Below are 22,162 nucleotides of genomic sequence, written 5' to 3'. Positions count from 1 at the left end.
GTTCCCGGCCCCTTCTCCGTACGTCCGCCCCGCAGGTCAGTCGTCCGAGTCGCCCCGCCGCACCGACAGCAGGTCCTCCAACTGCTCCTCGCGCGCCTGCGCGGCCACGAACAGCAGCTCGTCACCGGCCTCCAGGGTCTCCTCGGTGCTCGGCGTCAGCACACGCTGACCACGGATGATGGTGACCAGCGAGGTGTCCTCGGGCCAGGCCACCTCGCCGACCTGGGTGCCGGCCAGCGCCGACTCCGGCGGCAGCGTCAGCTCGACCAGGTTGGCGTCACCGTGGCTGAAGCGCAGCAGCCGGACCAGATCACCGACGCTCACCGCCTCCTCGACCAGGGCCGACATCAGACGCGGCGTCGAGACGGCCACATCGACGCCCCAGGCCTCGTTGAACAGCCACTCGTTCTTCGGGTTGTTGACCCGGGCGACGACCCTCGGCACGCCGTACTCGGTCTTGGCGAGCAGCGAGACGACCAGGTTCACCTTGTCGTCTCCGGTCGCGGCGATCACGACGTTGCAGCGCTGAAGCGCCGCCTCGTCGAGCGAGGTGATCTCGCAGGCGTCCGCCAGCAGCCACTCGGCCATCGGCACCCGCTCCACCGAGATGGCCGTCGGTGCCTTGTCGACGAGCAGCACCTCGTGCCCGTTCTCCAGCAGCTCGCCCGCGATGGAACGGCCCACCGCACCGGCCCCGGCAATCGCGACACGCATCAGTGACCGCCCTCCTCAGGCCCTTCGGCGAAGGCCGCCTCGACCTTCGCGATCTCGTCCGTACGCATCATCACGTGGACCAGGTCGCCCTCCTGCAGCACCGTCTGCGAGGTGGGCAGTATGGCTTCGCCCAGCCGGGTGAGGAATGCCACGCGGACGCCCGTCTCCTCCTGCAGGGTGCTGATCTTGTGGCCGATCCAGGAAGGTGTGGTGTGCACCTCCGCGAGCTGCACACCGCCGCTCGGATCCCGCCACAGCGGCTCGGCGCCCGAAGGCAGCAGCCGCCGCAGCATCTGGTCCGCGGTCCAGCGCACGGTGGCGACCGTGGGGATACCCAGACGCTGGTAGACCTCGGCGCGCCGGGGGTCGTAGATGCGCGCCGCGACATTCTCGATGCCGAACATCTCGCGGGCCACCCGGGCGGCGATGATGTTCGAGTTGTCGCCGCTGCTCACCGCGGCGAACGCACCGGCCTCCTCGATACCCGCCTCGCGGAGGGTGTCCTGGTCGAAGCCGACACCCGTGACACGTCGTCCGCCGAATCCCGATCCGAGGCGACGGAACGCCGTCGGGTCCCGGTCGATGACGGCGACCGTGTGCCCCTGCTGCTCCAGGGTCTGCGCGAGAGCGGCACCTACTCGCCCGCAGCCCATGATGACGATGTGCACCTTGCGCCTACCTCGCAGTCCTGGTCGTCCGGCTGACCTGCGAAAACACCCTGCTCACACTTCTTTCTCAGCTTGCCGGGCAAACAACGGGGCAACGGTCTGTCCCGTTGCCCAGGATGAGCTTATGCGGCCCGGAGTGCGAAGCCTCATCCGAGTGCGCTTTCGCCGCGGCCTGCCCGATGGGTGCCGAAGGCCGCTGATTGCGGCTGCCGACGTACGAATCCTTGAGTTTTCGCGGGCCCTTGAGTTTCCGCACGAACCCTTGAGCCTCCGCCCAGGCCTTGAGTCCGAAGAGAACAGACATCTAACATGTCAGTTCATGGAGACCTTGCGCCCCGTCCGGCGGACCCTGCTGCGGGACACCGCCTACGAGACGATCCGCGACGCCATCGTCCGCGGCGACCTTCCGCCCGGTGCTCCGGTCCGCGACGCCGACCTCGCCGAACGCCTCGGACTCTCCCGGGCCCCGGTCCGCGACGCGCTGTCCCGGCTCTCCGGCGAGGGCCTCGTCGAGTCCAAACCGCAGAGCTACACCCGGGTGACCCGGCTGGTGCCGCGCGACGTCCGGGACGCGGCGGCCGTCGTACGGGCCATGCAGGAACTGGCCGCCAGGGCCGCCGTACCGCGCCTCACGGACACGGACGTCACCGCGATGCGCGCGGCCAACGACCGGTTCCGGGACGCGACCGGCCACGGCGACGTGGCGGCCGCGCTGCGCGCCGACGACCAGCTCCACGACGTCCTCGTCACCGCCTGCGGCAACCGCGCCGTGGCCGCCACCGTCGAGCGCTACACCCCCTTGATCCGGCGCCTGGAGTGGCGGCAGTTCGGCACGGCCGGCTCCGCACACGGCTCCGCGGAGCTGCACGAGCGGCTGATCGAGGCGTGTGCGGGACGCGACACCGAGGCCGCGGCCCGGATCACCGCCGAGATCTGGCGCGCGCTCGAAGAGCTCGCCGACGAACCGCCCGAGTAGTCCGGCGACCGGACGACGGGCCGCCGCACCACCCCACTCCGCACCACCCCACTCCGCACCCCGCCGCACCACCGAGCCAGGGAGCCCGCATGACCACCACCACGTCCGCCTCCCCGTCCCTCTCCTCCTACGACCGCTACCCACTCCTCTTCGGTCCCTCGCCCGTGCACCGGCTCGACCGGCTCACCGAGCACCTCGGCGGCGCCGGAATCTGGGCCAAGCGGGAGGACTGCAACTCCGGCATCGCCTACGGCGGCAACAAGACCCGCAAGCTCGAATACCTCGTCGCCGACGCCCTCGCGAAGGGCTGCGACACCCTTGTGTCCATCGGCGGCGTCCAGTCCAACCACACCCGCCAGGTCGCGGCCGTCGCCGCCCGCGCCGGTCTCAAGTGCGTACTCGTCCAGGAGAGCTGGGTCGAGTGGCCCGACGCCGTCTACGACAGGGTCGGCAACATCCTGATCAGCCGGCTGGCCGGTGCCGACGTCCGCCTGGTGCGCGCCGGGTTCGGCATCGGCGTCAAGGAGAGCTGGGAGCAGGCGCTGCGCGAGGTGGAGGAGAGCGGCGGCAAGCCGTACCCCATCCCCGCGGGCGCGTCAGACCACCCGCTGGGCGGGCTCGGCTTCGCGAACTGGGCGTACGAGGTCGCCGAGCAGGAGCGCGCACTCGGCGTGTTCTTCGACACCGTGGTGGTCTGCTCGGTGACCGGCTCCACCCAGGCCGGCATGGTCGCGGGCTTCGCCGCGCTGGAGGAGGCGGGAGCCCGCCCGCGCCGCGTACTGGGCATCGACGCCTCCGCCGAGCCCGCCCGTACCCGCGAGCAGATCGCCCGGATCGCGGCCGGCACCGCACGGCTCATCGGGGTGCGCCGGGACCTCACCGTGGACGACATCGAGCTCGACGAGCGCTACCACGCGGGCACCTACGGCATCCCGGACGACACGACCCTCGACGCGATGCGGCTCGCCGCCCGTACCGAGGGCATGGTCACCGACCCGGTGTACGAGGGGAAGTCGATGGCGGGAATGGCCGACCTCGTGGCCCGCGGCGAGATCGCCCGCGATTCCACCGTCCTTTACGCACATCTGGGCGGTCAGCCCGCATTGAATGGTTACAGCGCCCTTTTCGCGGACGCCTAGTGCAAGGATTTCGTTAAGGATTTCGCGTCTTTTTCGGCCCGAGTGCAGGAGATTGCGGGGCCACGCGGGTGGTGCGTCTGCGACTTCCATACGGAACGCTTACGATCCTCTGCGTGTCCAAACTGACCGACCTGCCCAAACGGATTCTGATCGGACGGGCACTGCGCAGTGACCGGCTCGGAGAAACGCTCCTGCCGAAGCGCATCGCCCTTCCCGTCTTCGCCTCCGACGCCCTGTCCTCCGTTGCCTACGCGCCTGGCGAGGTTCTGCTCGTCCTGTCTGTCGCGGGCGTGTCGGCGTACCACTTCAGCCCGTGGATCGCCCTGGCGGTCGTGGTGGTGATGTTCACCGTGGTGGCGTCGTACCGGCAGAACGTGCACGCGTACCCCAGCGGCGGCGGCGACTACGAGGTCGCCACCACCAACCTCGGCCCCAAGGCCGGCCTGACGGTCGCCAGCGCGCTGCTCGTGGACTACGTCCTCACCGTCGCCGTCTCCATCACCTCCGGTATCGAGAACCTGGGCTCGGCGATCCCGTTCGTGGTCGAGCACAAGGTGCTGTGCGCCGTCGCCGTGATCCTGCTGCTGACACTGATGAACCTGCGCGGCGTCAAGGAGTCCGGGTCGCTCTTCGCGATTCCGACGTACGTGTTCGTCGTGGGCGTCTTCATCATGATCGCGTGGGGTGCCTTCCGCGCTCTCGTGCTCGGCGACACCATGCGCGCGCCCACCGCCGGCTTCCACATCAAGGCGGAGCAGGAGGGCCTCGCGGGCTTCGCCCTCGTCTTCCTGCTGCTGCGTGCCTTCTCCTCCGGCTGTGCCGCGCTCACCGGCGTCGAGGCGGTCTCCAACGGCGTCCCGGCCTTCCGTAAGCCCAAGTCCAAGAACGCGGCGACGACGCTGACGATGATGGGCGCGCTCGCCATCACCATGCTCGTCGGCATCATCGCCCTCGCCCTGGTCACCGATGTCCGGATGGCCGAGAACCCGGCGCACAACCTGCTCAAGGGCGGTGTGCCGGTCGGCCCCGACTATGTGCAGGACCCGGTGATCACGCAGGTCGCCGAGGCCGTCTTCGGCAACGGCAGCTTCCTGTTCATCGTGCTCGCCGCGGCCACCGCCCTGGTGCTGTTCCTCGCGGCGAACACGGCGTACAACGGCTTCCCGGTGCTCGGCTCGATCCTCGCCCAGGACCGCTACCTGCCGCGCCAGCTGCACACCCGCGGCGACCGCCTCGCCTTCTCCAACGGCATCGTGCTGCTCGCCGGCGCGGCCGCCATGCTCGTCGTCGTCTACGGCGCCGACTCGACCCGGCTGATCCAGCTCTACATCGTCGGCGTGTTCGTGTCCTTCACGCTCAGCCAGATCGGCATGGTCCGCCACTGGAACCGCCACCTGGCCACCGAGAAGGACGCCGAGAAGCGCCGCCACATGATCCGCTCCCGCGCGATCAACGCCTTCGGCGCCTTCCTGACCGGCCTCGTCCTCGTGGTCGTCATGGTCACCAAGTTCACCCACGGTGCCTGGGTCGCCCTGCTCGGCATGTGTATCTTCTTCGCGACGATGACCGCGATCCGGAAGCACTACGACCGGGTCGCCGAGGAGATCGCCGCCGACGAAACCCCGTCCGACGAGACGATCCGGCCCTCCAGGGTCCACTCGATCGTCCTGGTCTCCAAGCTCCACCGGCCCACCCTGCGCGCCCTCGCCTACGTCAAGCTGATCCGCTCCGACCGGCTGGAGGCGCTCTCCATCAGCGTCGACCCGGCCGAGACCAAGGCGCTCAAGGACGACTGGGAGCGGCGCGGCATCGACATCCCACTGAAGATCCTCGACTCCCCGTACCGCGAGGTGACCCGCCCGGTCATCGACTACGTGAAGGGCCTGCGCCGGGAGAGCCCGCGCGATGTCGTGAGCGTGTACATCCCGGAGTACGTGGTCGGCCACTGGTACGAGCACCTTCTCCACAACCAGAGCGCCCTGCGCCTCAAGGGGCGACTGCTCTTCACCCCGGGCGTCATGGTGACCTCCGTGCCGTATCAGCTGGAGTCCTCCGAGGCGGCCAAGAAGCGTGCCAGGAAGCGCGCCGAATGGAACGCGCCCGGCTCGGTGCGCCGCGGCCCCGTGGAGCGCAGGCCCAAGGAACCCAGCGGCAGGAGCTGACCGCCCCTGTCCGTTTCCGCTCGTGGTAAGCGGCCGGACGACACCCACGTAGACTCGTGGGTTGTTGTCCGGCCGTTTTTCCCTTGATCTCTGGAGCCACCCCCTCATGCAGAACGAACCCACGTCGTCGCTGGTCGGGGAGGAGTACGAGGTCGAGGTCGGCCCCGTCGCACACGGCGGCCACTGCATCGCACGCACCTCGGAGGGCCGGGTCCTCTTCGTACGGCACACGCTCCCGGGCGAGAAGGTGATCGCCAGGGTCACCGAGGGCGAGAGCGACTCCCGCTTCCTGCGCGCCGACGCGGTACGGATCATCGAGGCGTCCAAGGACCGCGTCGAGGCGCCCTGCCCGTACGCCGGTCCCGGCAAGTGCGGCGGCTGCGACTGGCAGCACGCCAAGCCCGGCGCCCAGCGCCGGCTCAAGGGCGAAGTGATCGCCGAACAGCTCCAGCGCCTCGCGGGCCTCACCCCCGAGGAGGCGGGCTGGGACGGCACCGTCATGCCGGCCGAGGGCGACAAGCTCCCGGCGGGCGAGGTGCCCGCCTGGCGCACCCGCGTCCAGTACGCCATCGACGAGGACGGCAAGGTCGGCCTGCGCAGGCACCGCTCGCACGACGTGGAGCCGGTCGAACGCTGCCTGATCGCGGCTCCCGGCGTCACGGAGCTCGGCATCGAGAAGCGGGACTGGCCCGGCATGGCCACGGTGGAGGCCATCGCCGCCACGGGCTCCCACGACCGCCAGGTCATCCTCACCCCGAGGCCCGGGGGCCGGCTGCCCCTGGTCGAGCTCGACAAGCCCGTCTCGGTGATGCGCGTCGACGAGCGCGACGGCGGTGTCCACCGGGTGCACGGCCGCGCCTTCGTCCGCGAGCGCGCCGACGACCGCACCTACCGCGTCGGCTCCGGCGGCTTCTGGCAGGTCCACCCGCAGGCCGCCAACACCCTGGTCCGCGCCGTCATGCAGGGCCTTCTGCCCCGCAAGAACGACATGGCCCTCGACCTCTACTGCGGCGTCGGCCTCTTCGCCGGCGCCATCGGCCAGCGCATCGGCGAAAAGGGCGCCGTCCTCGGCATCGAGTCCGGCAAGCGCGCCGTCGAGGACGCTCGCCACAACCTGAAGGACCTGGACCGGGTCCGCATCGAACACGGCAAGGTCGACCAGATCCTCCCGCGCACCGGCATCACCGAGTGCGACCTGATCGTCCTCGACCCGCCCCGCGCCGGCGCCGGCAAGCAGGTCGTCAAACACCTGACGGGCCTCGGCGCCCGCCGCATCGCCTACGTCGCCTGCGACCCGGCGGCCCTCGCGCGCGACCTGGCGTACTTCCGCGAGGGCGGGTACCGGGTGCGGACGCTGCGGGCGTTCGATCTGTTTCCGATGACGCATCATGTGGAGTGCGTTGCGGTGCTTGAGCCGGTCGCGAAGGGCTCCTGACCTGCGGTTTCGTGCGTGTGCATTATGCGCGTTGTGGACGTTACGGGCGACATCTTGACGCTGAAATGACGCTCGTGACGCCCGTTCTGACGGGGTGTCACCTGACTGACCGTGCAGGTCGTGCCAGTTGGAGGGCGCGCTCCCGCGGGCTGTCTTTGCAGAGACTTGAAGACAATAAGAACTCGCGCGGATTGGTGATGGGGCCGGCGCTGGTGGTAGGGCGGGCACAGTTCCGGGTGGTCCCGGAGTCGCGACACTCTGTGATCACCGGGGGGGCCTGTTCTGCCGTTGTCACTGTCCTCGCCGTTGTGGGAGCGGTTCTCGGCGTTGTTGCCCGGTTGGACAGGGACGTGCTGTCCTCGGTTCCCCAGCCATCCGCGTGGGTGGTCGTCGGCCCGGTGCGGGGCAGTGGATCGGGCGAACCGTGGGTACGGTCCGTGTTGTTGGGTTTCGCCGGACGGCTTCCGGCGGGTGGGCGGTCATGGCGTCGGGCGGGCCGGCCCGCCAGGGCTGTATGGACTGGACGGGCCGGTTGGGCTGGTTGGTCAGTGGGGGGACAGGGTCGCGATGTCGTGGCCGAAGGCGACGGTCAGGTGGGTGTTGTGCGGTGTCACCGCCACCGCCTCTATCGGTGCGGGGAAGGTCAGTGCCGGTCCTGTCTGCCGGTGGGTGGTCAGGTCCCATACGCGTACTGTTCGGTCGTCGCTGCCGGTGACCGCTATGGGGCGGCCGTCCATCACCCCCGTAGCCACCGTCGGCATCCAGCCGGTGTGACCGGTGAGGGGTTCGCCGACCTGCTTCCCGGTGGTGTGGTCCCACACCCGCACCGTCTCATCGTTGCTGCTGGTGACGGCAATGGGGCGGCCGTCCACCACCCCCGTCGCCACCGCCAACACCTCGCCGTCGTGACCGGTCAGGGGTTCACCGACCTGCTTCCCGGTGGCCAGGTCCCACACCCACACCGACCTGTCCCGACTGCTGGTGACGGCGATGGGGCGGCCGTCCACCACCGCCGTCGCCACCGCCCGCACCCAGCCGGTGTGACCGGTCAGGGGTTTGCCGACCTTCTTCCCAGTGGTCAGGTCCCAGACCCGCACCGTCTTATCGTTGCTGCTGGTGACGGCGATGGGGCGGCCGTCCACCACCGCCGTCGCCACTGCCCGCACCGAGCCGGTGTGGCCGGTGAGGGGTTCGCCGACCTGCTGTCCGGTGGTCAGGTCCCAGACCCGCACCGTCTTATCGTTGCTGGCAGTGACGGTGATGGGGCGGCCGTCCACCACCGCCGTCGCCACTGCCCGCACCCAGCCGGTGTGGCCGGTGAGGGGTTCGCCGACCTGCTGTCCGGTGGCCAGGTCCCACACCCGCGCCGACTTGTCCCGGCTGGCGGTGACGGTGATGGGGCGGCCGTCCACCACCCCCGTCGCCACCGCCGACACCTCGCGGTCGTGACCGGTGAACGCACGCCGGAACGGGGCATCGACATTGCTACCGGTGGCCCAGTCCACCCTCCACCGCGCCGCCGGTTCACCCTCCACCGGCACGGCACTGATCCGCGCCGACAGGTCCCGGTCCCCGTACCGGGCCGCGTCCAACGCCAGCAACTGCCGCCGCACCCCAGGTGTCGCTCCCCGATGCACATGCGCCGACGCCCGATACACCGCCGCCGCCAACCGCGCCCCCGAACCCACCCCCGAATCCAGCAACCCCCACACATGATCCGGATCACCGTTCACCAGCAACCCCGGATCCGACCACCAGGCACCCGCCCCGGACAGAGCCGTTGCCGAACCACCCTCACGCGCACCGTTACTCATAACCAGCACCGTAGACGCCCCCACCGACACCCACCGGCCCCGGTAAACCCTCACGCGGAAGATCCGTAACCCGTTACGTACATCTACTGATAACCACGGCCCCGAAACAGCCACACACCCACAGCACTCACCGCCGGCAGCAGCCGGCCAGCCGCACCACGACCCGACCAGGACCCCCAAGCCCGGCCTGCCCCCGCAAGTTCCCGCCTTCCCGACCGTGCCGCATCCCACGGTGTGGAACCGTGTGGAACCGCCCGGGGCGCATACGGACCCCGGCGCCGTCGATTCGCACGCAGGGCCACGAGCAGGACCAGGACGAACCGCCCCGGGCCAGCCCTACGGGTGCGGGGAAGGTCAGTGCCGGTCCTGTCTGCCGGTGGGTGGTCAGGTCCCATACGCGTACTGTTCCGTCATCGCTGCCACTGACAGCGACGGGGCGGCCGTCCGTCACGGCTGTCGCGACCGTGGTGACCGGTCGGGTGCGGCTGGACAGCAGGGGACCGATACGGCGGCCCGTGGCGGGGCCGGTCAGCCGCAGCCACCGGCCCACCGAGACCACGATCACCTGCAACGGTGTTGCCGTTGGTGTGCAGTCATGGGCGGCGGTGCGGTCGTCCGTCCCAGCGGTGGGTCATCCACGCCCGGCGGATCACGCTGCGGACGGTGATGACGGTGTCGGCGAGGTCGAAGAACGCGTCGATGACGACGGCCCGGCGCTCATAGCAGCGGGCGAGGCGCTGGAAGGCGTTCTGCCAGGCGTGGGTACGCTCCACGTGCCACCTCTGGCTGGCCTGGATCGGCGCCTTCTCGCCCTTGTGCGCGATCCGGCCGTGCAGGCCGCGTTCGGCGAGCAGGGCGCGGGTCTTGTCGGAGTCGTAGCCGGCGTCCAGGTGCACGGTGATGTCGTCGGGCAGGGGTCCGAGGTCGTCCAGCAGGTCCAGGGTCGGGGCGAGCAGCGGGGAGTCGTGGCGATTGGCTCCGGCCAGGACGCGGCCCAACGGAATGCCGTAACCATCCGTCATGCCAGAACGTTTCAGGCCCTGTTTGCCGCGGTCGACCGGCGAATGCCCGGTTACTTCGCCGCCTCCGGGAGCCTTGGTGATGGCGCCGTCGACGGCGATCCGGTCCAGGACGAGGCCGACGATCCGGTCGTAGCACTCCAGGGCGATCCGCTTGAACTCGGCGAAAACGCCCAGTCGTATCCACTCATCGCGACGGCTGCGGAACGTGGTGGCCGAGCACGTCGTATCCGCTATCGCCTCGTAGGAACAGCCGAAACGCAGCAGTTGCAGCACCTTGTCGAAGACGACCCGGTCACTGATGCGCCGACGGTGGCAGCCCAGCGGATGGTCCGGGTGATAGACCGGCCGCGCGGGCAGCAGGAGCGCGAACTGGTCCCAGAGCGGTTCGGTGAGCCACGACGGCAGCACAGGCACAGGTCTCCTCAGTGATCACAGAGCGTTGCAACTCCATGATCACCGGGACTGTTGCCCGATCTGCCGCCGGTATCCCCAACCGCACCTATCCGCGTGACCTCTAAGCCGAGTCCCTGCATGCCGAAGTTCGGCGGGCCGGACGTTGGCGGAGCGGGCGCTCAAGAGGTCGGTCCGTAAGGGCTCCAGTGCCCGAGGAAGGGCCTTAGGTCGTCGGCTCGCGGTTCGGGGACGTCGGGCAACCGGGGTGGTGAGCTCAGCGGGTCGAGGCGCTCGACGGTGGTCGCTGCCCAGCTGATCCATGCTTCAGCGTCGGTTCTGGCCTGCCCCGGCGGCATGGCCTCGACTCGCACGCGCACAGCGCTCACGTACTCGGTCAATCCGGTGGCGTGGCGCCAAGCCGCTTCCTGCGCTTCGAGGTGCCTGATGCAGTATGCCTCCGCATACCGGATGCGGGCTTCTTCCATGGCGGCTTCCCAGCGGATGCGCTTCTGGCGTGCCGCTTCGATCTCGTCCTGGCGTCTGCGTTCAGCGGCCTCGCCGCGGAGAGTGACCTCTTGGGAGATCTCGGCGAGCTGCTCTTCGAGGGAGTGGCCGGGGGTGTCGGCCGATTCGCTCGCCCGGTGTGGCTGGCCGCCGCTGAGGACGAAGCGGAGCCGTTCGGACGGGGTGTGGTCGAAGCGGGGGATCCTGACCCAGGAGCTGGGTTCGAAGCCCACGATTGTTTGCCGGTCTTTCCCACACTCAGAGCATCGCCTGCCGTATGACCCGGCCGAGAGGGGGTCGGGATACGTGTAGTGCGCCTCCGTCTCGATGATGTGGCCGCAGTACAGCCGTACACGCCACCGCATGATCTCGTGGTCGGCTTTCTTGAAGGACTGCATCAGCTTCGCGACGTTCTCGAACGCCTGGCGACGACGCTCCGCCCTCTCCGGATCTGCCCGGCACTTGGCGTAGTCCTCCTCGACCTGACGCCGAGCCCACTCGCTGATCTCCTTGCTCTGCTTCTGACGGCGGTGGTCCCCGCGCGTGAGTTCATACTCCTCCAACGGAACCCCACTGCTCCGGTACTCGACTTCGCGCATGACGGCAAGCGTAGAAGCGGCGTCCACGCGGCTGTGGAGAAGATCGGTCTTGATCAACCAGCTCGCGGATTCTGCCCATGAGTGACCGCCGGAATGTGTACTGGCCCAGAGGGGCCGGATGGTTGATCGGATTTGCGGTCACAGGAGTCACTGCGGGCTGTCTGGCGAGTTCCCGCCAGTTAGCCGGTTTTGATCAATCGGTGGCTCGGCACTGACGCTGTTGGGCAGTATGCCGTCCTGGGGCATTGTCGGTTGAGGGAACCGGAGGGGGAACATGGCGATCAGAGTGCTGCCGGTGTCTGCGGAACAGTTGGAGCTGCTGGACGCGGTTGTCGCTGTGGGCGACCGATACACGAAGTATCTCGGTCTGCTCACACCGCCTGCCTACCGTAAGCACGCCGAGGACGGCGGCCTGCTGGTGGCTGTGGATGACGAGGAGGTCGTCGGTTACGCGCTCTTCGGGCTGCCTGAGCGGAGTCCGTATGTTCGTCTGGCTCATTTGTGTGTGGCCGAGGAGCATCGAGGCAGGGGTGTTGCTCGTGAGCTGATCGAGGCGATCCGCGCGCGGCATGCTCACTCTGGTTCCCACCTCGAAGATCTACCGAAGGCCGTGCGATGGTCGCGTGCGTACGGGCCAAGGGTATCGGCGGTGTCCGACATAGGGCCGGGTTCGGGTCAGACCGCCCCTGCCCTGGCCGGATACAGCCAGTGGTGATCGAGAACAGTTTCCGCGAGCTCAGGCTTCGCCCTGCCCTTCCGAGCCGATCAGGGCGGCGTGAATCAGCTGGGTACTTCGGTCTCCCTCCGCGGTCGCCGCGCCCCAGGGATAATGGCGGGCGATGACCGTCACCGCCCCCAACGCTTCCACCGGCCCGCTTCCCGAGCCGTCGGGCTTTGGCCCCTTCGCTCACCTCACCGTGCCGAACACCCCGCTCTACCGCCACGTGATGCGGGCGTTCCTGATGGCCAAGGAACGGTTCGCGGTCCACTTGCGGCCCGAGGACGTGCACACCGCGCTGCCGGCGGACATCCGTCCCGCCGAGCTGGACGCCGTCGCCGGCGCGCTCGACAAGCTCGTCGGCTGGGGCAACCTGCGGGCGGACCCCGACACCGCCCGCGTGACCGCAGTCGAAGACTTCTACCGAAAGCGATTCATCTACCAGCTCACCCGGGAGGGAGAGGCCGCCGAGGAGGCGCTGTCCGCCTACGACGAGGCGCTCGGGCGCCGCGGCGCCCTCCAGGCTGTGGCCCTGCACGACATCGTCACTCAGTTGCGGGCCCTTCTCGTCCTGGCCGCCGAGGAGGAGCCGGATCCGGCCAAGACTCATCTGGCGCTCGACACGCTGGCCAGCCGGTTCGCCGCGCTCGCCGACAATGCCCGGGCCTTCATGGGATCGCTCCAGCGGACCATCGACCTGCACGACGTCGAGGAGGAGGTCTTCCTCGCGTACAAAGACCGGCTCATCCAGTACCTGGAGCGGTTCATCCAGGATCTGATCACGCTCGGCGGGCGGATCGCGCGGCTGATCCTGGAGCTGGAGGAGGACGGGAGGGTGGAGCCCCTGCTTCGGGCAGCTGCGGGGCGGGAGGCCACCGACGCTTCGCCGGAGGAGGCCCCGGACGCGGAGCAGGAGGTGTACGAGCGGTGGGCCGCCCGCTGGTCGGGGCTCGGCGCGTGGTTCATCAGCAGGGACGGGCGCGAGTCGCAGGCCAGACTCCTGCGCGGCCGGGCACTCGGTGCGATTCCCCAGCTCCTGGCCGTCGTACGAGCGCTGAACGAGCGCCGAGCCGGCCGCTCCGACCGGTCGGCCGACTTTCGTACGCTCGCGTGCTGGTTCGCCGAGGCGCCCGACGACGACAGCCGGCACCGGCTGTGGCGGGCCGCCTTCGGCCTCTATCCGGCCCGGCACCTCACCGTCGACGCCGACACCCTCGCCGCCCGCGCGGCGCGGCCCGTCCCGGCCGCCACCCCGTGGGCCGATGCCGACCCGTTGCGCATCAGCCCACAACTGCGCCGCACCGGCAGTTACGAGCGGCGTGGCAAGCCCCGCAAGGTCGAGGACCGGGAGGAGCGGCGGCGCCTGCTCGCCGAGACTGCGGTCAAGCAGGCCGCCGAAACGGCCGCCGCCCGTGCCCGGCTCGTCACCCATGGCGTCACGCGCCTGTCCGGTCTCGGCGAGCTCGACCCTGCCTCTTTCGGGCTGTTCCTCCAGCTGCTCGGGGACGCCCTGGCCACGTGGCGGCCCGGCATGCGGCACACCACGGCCACCAGCAATGACGGCTCCATGGAGATCAAACTCACCGCACTCGCCGACGGCACGACCGCCGAGGTTCGTACCCCCGGCGGAGTCTTCAGCGGCCCGGACCACCTCATCGAGATCGTCGACCTCATGGAGGGAGACGGTCTGACGGGCGGAGACGGCCTGACGGACGGAGAACCCGGCCGATGACCACACCACTCGCCGAGGTGCTGGACGGCCAGCACGCCGCCGAACTGCGCAAGGCGGCCCGCGCCCTGCTCAAGCAGCCACTTCTGCTCGCGCGCGGCCGGTACGCCGACGAGTTCCGCCTCGCCCGCCGGCACGCACCGGAACTACGGGAGTGGTTCGACCGCAACACCGGCTGGGCACTCCAGGTGGACACCGAAGCCGCCCGGCTGCGCAAGAGTCCCGGTGTCCTCACCGACCCCACCCACCCCGCGCGGGACACGACCCGCGGTGCCGCCCCCTTCACCCGCCGCCGCTACGTTCTGCTCTGTCTCGCGCTCGCCGCCCTCGAACGCGGCGAGGCCCAGATCGCCCTCGGGCGCCTCGCCGACCAGATCGTCCTCGACGCCGCCGATCCCCGACTCGCCGCGAAGGGGATCGAGTTCGCCCTGGATCGTCGTGACGAGCGCCTCGACCTCGCCGCCGTCGTACGGTTACTGCTCGACCTCGGTGTGCTGCGGCGGGTCGCGGGTGAGGAGGAAGCTTACGTCAGCGGGGCGGGCGACGTCCTGTACGACGTCGAACGCCGAGTCCTCGCCGGACTTCTGGCCTCCCGCCGCGGTCCCTCCACCGTCCACGTGGAAAACTTCGACGACCGCCTCACCGAACTCGTCGCCGAAACCGCCCTGGACAGCGACGAACTGCGCTTCCGCGCCATGCGCCGCTCACTCACCCGCAGGCTGCTCGACGACCCGGTGCTCTACTACGACGACCTGACCGATGCCGAACTCGGCTACCTCACCCGGCAGCGCGGCTTCCTCACCGCCCGGATCACCGAGCTGACCGGACTGGTCGCCGAGGTGCGGGCCGAGGGGATCGCCATGGTCGACCCTGAAGACGACCTCACCGATCTCCGCATGCCCGAACAGGGCACCCACGGCCACGTCACCCTGCTGCTCGCCGAACACCTGGCCGCCGCCGACGGCCCCGTCCATCTCGACGAGCTTGCCCTCCGAGTCCGTGAACTCGCCTCCCAGCACGGCGGCTTCTGGTCGAAGTCCGCCCGGGAGCCAGGCATGGAGACCGAGCTCGTCGAACAGGCCGTCACCCGGCTCACCGCGCTCGGCCTGGTCTCCCGTACTCCGTACACGGTCGTGGTGCGACCCGCCCTCGCCCGGTACGCGGTCGGCGAGACCGTCATCCGCGAACCCGGCTCCGCCCCCGTGCCTCCGCAGCGAAAGGCCACCTCGTGACCCGCCTCCCCACCCCGCGGCGTTCCCGCTGGCAACCCCTGCGCATCGGGCTCGTCGACCTGTTCCACTACGACGTGGAGGAGTTCCACTTCCGGGACGGGCGCCTGCTGCTGCGCGGCAACAACGGCACCGGCAAATCCAAGGTGCTCGCCCTGACCCTGCCGTTTCTGCTCGACGGCGACCTCAGCCCGCGCCGGGTCGAACCCGACGGCGACCCGGGCAAGCGGATGGAGTGGAACCTGCTCCTCGGCGGCGAGCACCCGCACTCCGAACGGCTCGGCTACACCTGGATCGAGTTCGGCAGGCTCGACGACACGACCGGCGAGCAGCACTTCCGTACGCTGCTGTGCGGGCTCAAGGCCGTCAGCGGGCGGGGCATCGCCCGGCACTGGTACGCCGTCACCCGCCAGCGCGTCGACCACGGGTCCACCGGACGCAAGGAGGAGACCTTCCGGCTGCTCGATGCCACCGGCACAGCCCTGTCCCGGGACCGCCTTGCCGAAGCCGTTGCCGGGCACGGCATGGTGTACGACCAGGCCAAGGTGTACCGCAGGGCAGTCGACGAAGCACTCTTCGGCCTCGGTGAGCAGCGGTACGCCGCCCTCGTCGACCTGCTCATCCAACTGCGCCAGCCCCAGCTCTCCAAGCGGCCCAACGAAGCCGCTCTCTCGCGCGCCCTCACCGAGGCGCTGCCGCCCGTGGACCAGGCCGTCATCGCCGACGTGGCCGAGGCGTTCCGCTCCCTGGACGAGGAGAAGGACGAGCTGGCCGCCGCGTCCGCCGCCGAGCGAGCCGCCTCCGCCTTCCTGGAGCACTACAGGCGGTACGCCCAGATCGCCACCCGGCGCCGCGCCAGGCTTCCGCGCACCGAGCACTCCCGCTACGAGCGCGTGCAGCGAGATCTGGCCGAGGACCATGAGCGTCGAAACCGCGCCGAGGAGAAGCGAGCGGCGGCCGAAGAGGAGATCGGCTCCCTGGCTGAGACCAGCGAACGCTTGCGGGCCCAGGAGAAAGCGCTGCGCGCGGCGCCCGAGATGCGCGACGCCCGAGAGCTGGAGCACGCCGCGCAGGCCGTGCTGCGAACGACGCAGGAGGCCGACCGGGCGCGGGGGGACCTGGAGCAGGCGGACGCCCTCCACACCAAGGCGCTCGGGCGGCTCGGCACCGCGGACAACCGGCTGCGCGCCGCACGGGGCCGGGCCGAAGTGACGTACACCCACGCGCGGGAGCAGGCAGCCGCCGCGCACGTCGTCCTGCCGGCGGACGTCATGCTGCCCGAGCCCGAATCGCAGCGCGCCGTCGAGGACGCCGCGTCCCGTACCCAGCGGGCGCTCGCCCACGTCGAGGGCCGCCTCGCAGCGTCCGAGCGGGCCGCCGACGCGTACCGTCGGGCGTCGGGCCGTCTCGACGAGGCGGAGACCGACCTCGCACTGGCCGCCGAGACGCACGGCGAGACGGAGGAGAATGCGGCGCGGGCAGGCCGGGCCCTCCTGGACGACGTGCGCGAGCGCGCCCGCGCCTGGAAGGAGCTGGCCTACTCCGACGAGACGGGCCTCCTGGACGACCTCCAGGAGTGGACCCGTCACCTCGACGGTCCCTACCCGGTGCGGGTCGGTGCCACCCGGGCACACACCGCCCGCTCGGCGGACCTCGCCGACCAGGCGGCCGAGGCCGCCCGCGAGACCACGGAGCTGGCAGAGCGTACCGCCGAGACCCGTCGCGAGCTCGCCGCACTGGAAGCCGGCACCGGACGCGAACCCCAGCCCCCGGCGACGCGCACCCCCGGCCTGCGCGAAACGCTGCCGGGCGCGCCGCTCTGGCGCCTGGTCGACTTCCGTGACGAACTACCTGAAGCTGACCGTGCCGGGCTCGAAGCGGCGCTCGAAGCCTCCGGCCTCCTCGACGCCTGGGTGCTGCCAGACGGCTCCGCCCTCGCGGTGGACGGACACGACGTCCTGTTCTCCCCATCGAACAGGCCGGTGAGCGGCCCTTCGTTGACAGACGTGCTGTGCCCGGCCCTGGACCACGGCGATCGACAGGCCGCCGCTGTGGACGAGGTGACGGTGACCCGACTGCTCGCCGCCATCGGCCTCGACGGCCGGGGAGAAGCCGCGACATGGGTGGCACCCGACGGGCGGTTTCGGGTCGGCGCACTCACCGGTACATGGGCCAAGCCCGCCGCCACGTACATCGGCGAGGGCGCGCGCGAGGCGGCGCGCCGGGCCCGCGTTGCCATGCTCGGTATCGAACTCGCCTCCCTGCGCGAGGAATCGGAGAATCTCGCGGTTCGGTCCGAGGCGATCGCGGTACGTCGGCGCACGCTCGACGCCGAGCTCGCCGACGTCCCCGACGAGTCGTCGCTCACCAGGGCACACGCCCTCGTGAGCGCCGCCGCCGAGACCGTACGCAAGGCTCGTGCCCGGTATGAAGGGCGCGCCACCGAGGCCACCGAGGCGGCTGAGCACGCCGAGCGGGCCGCCACCGAACTCGCCGAGGCCGCCGCTGACCTGGGGCTGCCTGCCGATCGGGCCGGACTCACCGCCGTGCGTCACGCCCTCGGCTCCCTCGCCGCCACGCTGGCGGCTCTGTGGCCCGCGCTGCGCGAACAAGGGGAGGCCGCACGGCAGGTGGACGACGAGCGTGCCGAGGCGGCCGAGGCGAAGCAGCGGGCCGTAGACCTCGCCCAGAGGGCCGAAGAGGCGGCGCGCGAGGCGGCGGCGGCCGACGAGCGGCACCGGACCCTGCGCTCCACCGTCGGCGCCGCCGTCGCCGAACTCCAGCGGCGCCTCGTCGAGACCACCGAGGCACAGCGGATCTGTGAGGCCGACCAGAAGAACGCCCGGCAGCGTCACGCCCAGGCGGACCGGGAGGCGAGCCGGGCCGAGGGGCGGATCGAGCAACTGGAGAAGGACCTCGCCGAAGCCGTCGACGCACGTGCGGAGGCCATCGCCGCGCTCCAGCGCTTCACGGCCACCGGTCTGGTCGCGGTCGCGCTGTCCGAGGTCACCGTCCCCGCTTCGGACGAGGGCCACTGGGCTGCGACCCCGGCCATCGCGTTCGCCCGCGCCATCGACTCCGGCCTGTCGTCCGTTGACGACACGGATGCCGCCTGGGAACGCGTCCAGCGTCGACTCAGTGAGGAACTCAAGACCCTGCAGGACACCCTGTCCCGGCACGGGCACAGCGCGTCCGCCCGCATGGTCGAGGACGGCGTGGTCGTCGACATCGTCTACCAGGGTCGCGAGCGTGCCGTACCCGAACTCGTCGACGCGCTCGCTACGGAGGTCGGCGAGCTCACTCGCATCCTGTCCGCGCACGAACGCGAGATCCTCGAAACCCACCTGATCGCCGAGGTGGCCGGCACCCTTCAGGAACTCATCGGTGCCTCCGAACGACAGGTGCGAAACATGAACACCGAACTGGAGGATCGTCCCACCTCCACCGGTATGAGACTCCGGCTGGTGTGGCGGGCCTCGCGCAAGGCCCCGTCCGGACTGGCCCAAGCCCGCGAGAGGCTGCGCCAGTCCGCGGACGCCTGGACTTCGGAGGACCGCGCGGCGGTGGGAGAGTTCCTCCAGGCCCAGATCGCCCGCCAGCAGTCCGACGACGGCTCGGGCAGCTGGCTCGAGCACCTCACCGCCGCGCTCGACTACCGCTCCTGGCACGAATTCGGCGTCGAACGCCACCAGCACGGGCGCTGGGTACCGGCCACCGGCCCCGCATCCGGCGGCGAACGCGTCCTCGCCGTGTCTGTACCGCTGTTCGCCGCCGCCTCCTCGCACTACGCCAGTGCGGGCAGCTCGCACGCGCCCCGCCTGGTCACCCTCGACGAGGCGTTCGCCGGCGTGGACGACGATTCCCGCGCCAAGTGCCTCGGCCTGCTGAGCGCCTTCGACCTCGATGTGGTCATGACCAGCGAACGGGAGTGGTCCTGCTACCCGCAGGTGCCCGGCATCGCCATCGCCCAACTGTCCCGGATCGACGAGGTGGCGGCGGTCCTCGTCACCCGCTGGGAGTGGGACGGCACGCGACGGCAGCGCCGCGAGGACCCCATACGGCACGCGCCCCAGGACGCGCCCGGCGTAGAGGAGCCCGAGCCGCTGTGGAACTGACCCACGAGCCTGAGCCCGGCACCGAAGCAGTCGACAGCCTGCGGCTCGCCCGGCTGCTCGGCACACCGGACCTCTCCTGGCTCGTCGAACGGGCGCGCCGACGACTGGTGGCCGGGCAGCCCCTGACTGGTTCCGTGTCCCTGGCCGATCCCACTCCGGCCCAGCGGGCAGCGGCCGAACGACTTCTCGCCCGGGCCCCCGGTGGCGGCAAGTCCCTGACCGTACGGCTGGAAGCGGTCGACGCTGTACTGCGCCGTTCGGGCGCAAGCCCGAATGGCCTCGCCGCCGCGGTCGCGGCGCTCACCGGGCCTGTCACATCGCTCGTCCAAGCCCGCCAAGAGGAGGAGGACGCCTGGAAGCGGGCGCACACGCCGCTCGACGAGCTTGTCGCTACGGTCCCTGCGCTTGCGGAGTGGGCGGCCCGGATACGCGCCGACGGCCTGGCGCGGCGCCTGGGGCGCACTCCAGACGTCACGTTCGGCCTGCTCACCGGGGTGTGTACCGCCCTGCGCGCGCTCCCCGCCGTCCCGGTCGTCTCGCTCCCTGCCTTCGCCGCCCGGGTCCTCGGCTGGGCTCACGCTCTCGATGACGGCACACCGCTGGCCACCATTACCCTGTCCGGGGCTCGTGCGCTGACCGGTTTCCACGATGGCCAGGGCACCGAATGGCGACGCGAGGCCTGGGCCTCGGTGGGACTGTTGCGGGACGAGCTGTCCTCGACCGTCCTGACCCTGAACCTGCGCGGCACCCCAGCCCTCGACCGCCTGGCCGAAGACGGCGAACCCTGCGTGCTCACTCTTCGTCAGCTCACCCGCAAGCCTCCGGCCGTCGCCGCTCCCATGGTGCGGATCTGCGAGAATCCGACCGTCCTCGCGGCGGCGGCTGACGTGCTCGGTCCTGCCTGCCCGCCTCTGGTCTGCCTTCAAGGCCAGCCTTCCGCCGCCGCCCTCACACTGCTCCGGGGGCTGCACGACCACGGAGCGACCCTGTACTACCACGGGGACTTCGACTGGGGCGGGCTCCGGATCGCCGGCGTCCTTCGCCGACGCGTCCCGTGGCGGCCCTGGCGCTACACGGCCGCGGACTACCGCGCTGCCGTGCTCCGCTGCGCCTCACCCCCACTGTCACCGCTCGTCAGCACCCCGACGGAGACCCCCTGGGAGCCGGCACTCGCTGCGGCCATCGCCGAACTAGGTGTTCGTGTCGAGGAGGAGAGGGAACTGGAGCTGCTGTTGTCCGATCTCGCGTGAGGATCGTGACCGCCCGGCTGGGCAAGGGCCCGACTGCGGACTCCAACCGCAGTTGGGAGAGCGTCCGCTCATCGCGGCGGCATCGACCTGGGGGTGGATAGCCTCGGCGAGCACGGCTGCCGAGGTGATCACTGAAAGGTCGGCGACGCTAGCGGCGGTGAGTGACTTGTGGACCTCGCGGTCGCATTTCGCAGTCTTGGCAGGCCTTCGCCGTGAAGCGATGAAGGCACGTTGCTCGCGCGGCCACCCCGATTTCGGAAGGCTTGGGCAGTGCCTGGACGAGCAGCGTGACGACGAGGGGGAACGTCACGATGACTGCGATGCTGAGGTAGAACGCCTTGGGGTAGCTGTCCAGGACCGGCGGGTTTCCGAGCGTGCCGAAGAAGACCAGGCCGACGAGCGAGACACCGAGCGCCGCCCCGCCCTCCATCGCGGTGGACAGCACGCCGGAGGCCGAGGAGGCGTGCTTCGGGTCGACGCCCGCCATGGCCGCCGCGGGCAGCGGCGCCGCGACCAGGCCCATGCCGAAACCGGCGACCAGCAGTCCGGGTGCCACCCAGCCGGCCGTGCCGTCCGTGCCGAGCTGCGAGACGATCACGCCGACCGTTCCGTATCCGACGGCCACCAGCCCGGCGCCCAGGGCGATGACCTGGTTCCCGATGCGCGCGGCGATCCTCCCCGCGAGGAAGGACGAGCCGAAGAAGCCGGCACTCATCGTGGTGAAGAGCAGGCCGGACGCCAGGGGTGCCCAGCCGCGGCCTTCCTGCATGTAGATCGCGAACAGCAGGAAGAAGGACCCCATCGACATGAAGTACACGAAGTACGCGGTGATGCCGATGGTGAATCCCCGCGAACGGAACAGCCCCGGGTCGATCAGCGGCGCCCCGCCCCGCGCGGCCACTCGTCGCTGATGGGTGATGAAAAGGGCGACCAGCGGCACGGCCACGACCAGCGACAGCCACGTCCACAGCGGCCAGCCCTGCTCCCTGCCCTCCAGCAGCGGCAGCACCACCGCGGCGAGGCCCACCGTGGCCAGGGCGGCGCCCACCAGGTCCAGTTCGGCGCCGGCCCCGGTGCGGATGTCGGGCACGGTTCGCGGCGTCAGGGCCAGGATCACCAGACCGATCGGGAGGTTGACCAGGAAGACGCTCCGCCAGCCGAGCCCGGCGAGGTCGAGAGCGATCAGCACGCCGCCGATGAACTGCCCGCACAGTCCGGACAGCCCCAGCATCAGCCCGTAGGCGCTGAAGGCACGGCCCCGCGCCTCACCGGTGCAGACGTGGCTCACGATGGCGAGCACCTGCGGGGCCAGCATCGCCGAGGAGAGACCCTGGACGATGCGGGCGACGATCAGGAACCAGATGTTCGGCGCGAGGCCGCAGGCCGCCGACGAGACGGTGAAGAGCGCGAGACCGATCAGGAACATCCGCCGGGGGCCGAAGATGTCGCCCATCCGTCCACCGGTGATGAGCCCCACGCACAGGGACGCGCCGTAACCCACCATGACGAGCTGTGTCTCGGGCGCGCCGGCGTGCAGGTCGCTCTGGATCGAGGGGATGGCCACATTGGCGATGAAGAAGTCCAGGAAGGCGATGAACCCGCCGGTCAGAACGATGGCTAAGGGTGCCCAGGGCGCGCGATCGGCTGCGCGGCCGGCAGTCTGCGGACTGGTCATGACGTGGTCTTCCATCCTTC

At 70.4% G+C, this 22,162-nt stretch carries 15 protein-coding genes; 9 read left to right on the top strand and 6 right to left on the bottom strand.

Translation table 11 applies throughout. From position 1 onward, the window contains the following. Positions 1 to 36: 36 nt before the first annotated feature. Together IE107_RS18145 and IE107_RS18140 are read right to left on the bottom strand one after the other, a co-directional pair. Positions 37 to 714, bottom strand: a complete 678-nt coding sequence (locus IE107_RS18145) for a potassium channel family protein (RefSeq protein ID WP_189544837.1) — start codon at positions 712 to 714, stop codon at positions 37 to 39. After that, entirely contained in the window at positions 714 to 1,382 is a 669-nt protein-coding gene (locus tag IE107_RS18140) for a potassium channel family protein (RefSeq protein ID WP_189544836.1), read from the bottom strand. Before IE107_RS18140 ends, IE107_RS18145 begins: the two co-directional genes overlap by 1 nt. A gap of 319 nt (positions 1,383 to 1,701) precedes the next feature. On the opposite strand from IE107_RS18140, the gene IE107_RS18135 reads away from it, so the two are divergent. The 4 genes from IE107_RS18135 (at position 1,702) to IE107_RS18120 (ending at position 7,094) form a co-directional block, all read left to right on the top strand. Beyond that, entirely contained in the window at positions 1,702 to 2,358 is a 657-nt protein-coding gene (locus tag IE107_RS18135) for a GntR family transcriptional regulator (protein WP_189544835.1), read from the top strand. 89 nt (positions 2,359 to 2,447) lie between these two features. After that, a complete protein-coding gene (locus tag IE107_RS18130) occupies positions 2,448 to 3,497 on the top strand; it encodes a 1-aminocyclopropane-1-carboxylate deaminase (protein ID WP_189544834.1) in 1,050 nt (349 codons plus the stop codon). Between the two features lie 113 nt (positions 3,498 to 3,610). Further along, positions 3,611 to 5,659, top strand: coding sequence for an APC family permease (locus tag IE107_RS18125; RefSeq protein ID WP_189544833.1), 2,049 nt, complete (start codon positions 3,611 to 3,613; stop codon positions 5,657 to 5,659). A gap of 106 nt (positions 5,660 to 5,765) precedes the next feature. Next, positions 5,766 to 7,094, top strand: a complete 1,329-nt coding sequence (locus IE107_RS18120; protein WP_189544832.1) for a class I SAM-dependent RNA methyltransferase — start codon at positions 5,766 to 5,768, stop codon at positions 7,092 to 7,094. A gap of 545 nt (positions 7,095 to 7,639) precedes the next feature. Here IE107_RS18120 and IE107_RS18115 read toward each other — a convergent pair. The 3 genes from IE107_RS18115 to IE107_RS34985 form a co-directional block, all read right to left on the bottom strand. Beyond that, complete coding sequence (locus IE107_RS18115; RefSeq protein WP_189544831.1) at positions 7,640 to 8,707, bottom strand: WD40 repeat domain-containing protein; 1,068 nt, start codon at positions 8,705 to 8,707, stop codon at positions 7,640 to 7,642. Positions 8,708 to 9,501: 794 nt separating this feature from the next. Continuing rightward, positions 9,502 to 10,344: an IS5 family transposase gene (locus IE107_RS18110; protein WP_189544830.1), complete on the bottom strand. Its 843-nt coding sequence runs from the start codon at positions 10,342 to 10,344 to the stop codon at positions 9,502 to 9,504. A 158-nt stretch (positions 10,345 to 10,502) separates the two neighbouring features. Next, complete coding sequence (locus IE107_RS34985; RefSeq protein WP_229867055.1) at positions 10,503 to 11,426, bottom strand: hypothetical protein; 924 nt, start codon at positions 11,424 to 11,426, stop codon at positions 10,503 to 10,505. A 274-nt stretch (positions 11,427 to 11,700) separates the two neighbouring features. Here IE107_RS34985 and IE107_RS18100 point away from each other — a divergent pair, with 274 nt between their 5' ends. The 5 genes from IE107_RS18100 to IE107_RS18080 all read left to right on the top strand — a co-directional run bounded on the left by IE107_RS18100 (position 11,701) and on the right by IE107_RS18080 (position 20,467). Beyond that, entirely contained in the window at positions 11,701 to 12,141 is a 441-nt protein-coding gene (locus IE107_RS18100) for a GNAT family N-acetyltransferase (RefSeq protein WP_229867054.1), read from the top strand. 124 nt (positions 12,142 to 12,265) lie between these two features. Continuing rightward, positions 12,266 to 13,876, top strand: a complete 1,611-nt coding sequence (locus IE107_RS18095) for a TIGR02677 family protein (RefSeq protein WP_189544829.1) — start codon at positions 12,266 to 12,268, stop codon at positions 13,874 to 13,876. After that, entirely contained in the window at positions 13,873 to 15,105 is a 1,233-nt protein-coding gene (locus IE107_RS18090) for a TIGR02678 family protein (RefSeq protein WP_189544828.1), read from the top strand. The genes IE107_RS18095 and IE107_RS18090 overlap by 4 nt, the downstream gene beginning before the upstream one ends. Beyond that, the gene (locus tag IE107_RS18085) at positions 15,102 to 19,217 is read left to right on the top strand and encodes a TIGR02680 family protein (RefSeq protein WP_189544827.1); all 4,116 of its coding nucleotides are present in this window, start codon (positions 15,102 to 15,104) and stop codon (positions 19,215 to 19,217) included. Before IE107_RS18090 ends, IE107_RS18085 begins: the two co-directional genes overlap by 4 nt. Then, on the top strand, positions 19,208 to 20,467 hold the full coding sequence (locus tag IE107_RS18080) for a TIGR02679 family protein (RefSeq protein WP_229867051.1): 1,260 nt from the start codon (positions 19,208 to 19,210) through the stop codon (positions 20,465 to 20,467). Before IE107_RS18085 ends, IE107_RS18080 begins: the two co-directional genes overlap by 10 nt. Before the next feature lie 148 nt (positions 20,468 to 20,615). Here IE107_RS18080 and IE107_RS18075 read toward each other — a convergent pair whose 3' ends face one another. Further along, on the bottom strand, positions 20,616 to 22,142 hold the full coding sequence (locus tag IE107_RS18075) for an MFS transporter (RefSeq protein WP_229867049.1): 1,527 nt from the start codon (positions 22,140 to 22,142) through the stop codon (positions 20,616 to 20,618). Between the last annotated feature and the right edge of the window lie 20 nt (positions 22,143 to 22,162).

The sequence above is a fragment of the Streptomyces gelaticus genome (genome assembly GCF_014649535.1).
Lineage (GTDB): Bacteria > Actinomycetota > Actinomycetes > Streptomycetales > Streptomycetaceae > Streptomyces > Streptomyces gelaticus.
This window is presented reverse-complemented; position numbering and strand designations above follow the sequence as displayed.